The sequence below is a fragment of the Thiohalocapsa sp. genome, assembly GCF_019695415.1.
In the GTDB taxonomy this organism is placed as follows: domain Bacteria; phylum Pseudomonadota; class Gammaproteobacteria; order Chromatiales; family Chromatiaceae; genus Thiohalocapsa.
On the sequence record NZ_JAIFKJ010000324.1, the window covers coordinates 1 to 2,422 of the forward strand.

At 66.8% G+C, this 2,422-nt stretch carries 2 protein-coding genes; one reads left to right on the forward strand and one right to left on the reverse strand.

The annotated features are described in order from the left end of the window. A partial coding sequence (locus tag I6U14_RS09300; RefSeq protein ID WP_296898717.1) for a Uma2 family endonuclease occupies nt 1-544 on the reverse strand: 544 nt, incomplete at its 3' end. A gap of 175 nt (nt 545-719) precedes the next feature. On the opposite strand from I6U14_RS09300, the gene I6U14_RS09305 reads away from it, so the two are divergent. Next, nucleotides 720-2,327, forward strand: a complete 1,608-nt coding sequence (locus tag I6U14_RS09305) for a hypothetical protein (RefSeq protein ID WP_296898715.1) — start codon at nt 720-722, stop codon at nt 2,325-2,327. Nucleotides 2,328-2,422: the final 95 nt, after the last annotated feature.

Below are 2,422 nucleotides of genomic sequence, written 5' to 3' on the forward strand. Positions count from 1 at the left end.
TGTAGCCCAGATCCACCTCGATGTCATCGAAGGGTGGGACGCGCAGCCGCCGCGCCTCTCCGGCAGCCACCGTCACGGTCATGGCCACGCGATAGTGCTCACCGTCCAGCTGATGCACGATCAGCGTGCGGTCCTCGGGCCAAATGAGCCAGTAGTAGGGCACTCGGTGGCGTTGCAGGAGCAGGAACAGGGTCAGCGTGTCCTTGCGCTCGTGGCCCGGGGAGACGATCTCGCAGACCCAGTCCGGTGTCAGCTCCACGACGCCGCGCGGCCGCTCGGGCATGCGCTCCTTAGGCCGGCCGGCGAGGTCATGGCTCGGGCACTGGTGCTGCTCATAGGCCACGCTCACCTCGGTGATGATCCACCAGCCGCCGGGCCCGGAGCGACGGGGCAGATCGCCGAGCTCCGTCGCCATGGTGACCTGCACCATGCCGTGGTCGGCGCGTGCCATCGGCCGGCCCACGATCTCGCCGTCGATGAGCTCCACCCGCTCCTCCGGGCTCACCAGGAGATCGTCGATGGTCTTCAGCTCCAAGGCCTCCAGGGGTTATACCGATTCGTCGGCCGCGTGCTCGGACCAAGTCTAGCGAGGCTTCGCCTCAGACCAACGAGCCGTGGGGGGGTGGCCCCGGTTGCTCGATGGAGCGGCTAAGCTCCGGAAATAGCCGCGTGTGCGGCGGGTGGGCATGGCGCCCATGTGTCAACCGGGGCCAAGAGCAATGATAGGACAGACGGTAGCGGAACTGTTGGATGGGCACGTTGGGCTGGACATCGAAGGCATCGACCGGCTCTATCTCAACCTCTACCAGCCGCGCTTGCAGACCGGCGGCGGGGTGGTCGGGTTCTTCAAGGGACACCGTGGAGCGCAGGTGGCCTCGACCACGCTGATGGCGCCGATGACGCGTGAGTTCGCCGCGGCGGTGCAGGCGTTCGCCAAGCGCGAAGGCGTGGAGATCGTGCGCTTCGAGAAGGGGCAGCGCAAGGACGACGAGACGCAGCGCCGGCTGAAGTCCTTCAACGCCGGCGAAGGCGTGCTCTACATCGGCGTGGCGCAGGAGCGCTGCTCGACCTTCCGCGTCACCAGGCGCTTCAGCGAGCGCACCGGCACCAGTTTCCCGTGGCTGTACCGTTCCACGGTGATGTGCAACCACTATTACTTCTACCTCGTCGACGCCGACTTCGGGCCGTTGTTCATCAAGTTCTCGGGCTACTTCCCCTACACCGCACGGGCCTGCCTGAACGGGCATGAGTATGCCAAGTGTCAACTACGCCGCGCGGGCATCGCCTTCGAGGCGCTCGACAACGGCGTGCACCGCTGCGACGACCCGCGGCGTCTGCAACAGATCGCCGACACGCTCGATGCCGCACGCATCGAGGCGGTGGTGCGCAAGTGGCTGGCGCGTCTGCCGCAGCCGTTCACGCCGGCCGATCGTGCCGCCGGCTACGACTACGACATCTCCATCCTGCAGGCGGAGTTCGCGCGCACCCAGGTGTTCGATCGCCCGCTTTCCGGGCGGCATCTGTTCGAGGAGATCATCCGCGAGAATCTCGACCTCGGCCGCCCCGAGCAGGTCAGCCTGATCTTCGAGCGGCGCATCGGCCGGCGTACGCCGGGGCGCTTTCGCACGCGCGTCATCACCCACGGCGTGACGCCGTCGCTGCACATCGACTACAAGTCCACGCGCATCAAGCAGTACTTCAAGGAGGAACGGGCACTGCGCACCGAGACGACCATCAACGACACCCGCGACTTCGGTCTCGGCCGACGCCTGTGCAACCTGCCTGCCCTGCGGGCCATCGGCTTTGCCGCCAACCACCGTGTGCTCGAGGTCGAGCGCATCAGCCAGGACTGCCGGCTCGCCGAGTCGATCTTCGAGCAAGTCAACAGCCCCCGTCTCGTCGACGGCCAACGGGCCGCCGCCTTGCCGTTCGGCAATGCCCGCGTCATGGCCCTGCTCCAGGCCCTGTGCCTGTTCGTGCTCCTGCCCGAGGGATTCCGCAATGCCGCACTGCGCGGCCACGTCGCCGCGCTGCTCGGCGTCTCGCTGGCGGACTACACGCCAGGACGGATGACCTATGACCTGCGCCGGCTCAGGCTGCACGGACTGATCGCCCGCATCCCGCACACGCAACGCTACGAGGTCACCCACCTCGGCAAGCGCGTCGCGTTGTTCTTCACCAAGCTCAACGCCCGTCTCCTGCGCCCCGGCCTCTCGCAACTCTTCGACGGTTGCCCGAAGGCACCCAACCGCCCGCTCGCCGACGCCGCGAAACGCCTGGATGCCGCCTTCGACAGGCTCATCACCGAGGCCAAACTTGCCGCATGAAACTTGACGCATCTGCAAAGAAAAAATTCGCCCAAGCGGGCTAGGGAAGCGCCGATTGATTGGCGCTTCCCGTGCGGGGCAGGACGCCCCGCCAT

Coding starts and splice junctions, on each gene's coding strand:
- I6U14_RS09305 (WP_296898715.1), top strand. CDS start 720: ATGATAGGACAGACGGTAGCGGAACTGTTGGATGGGCACGTTGGGCTG.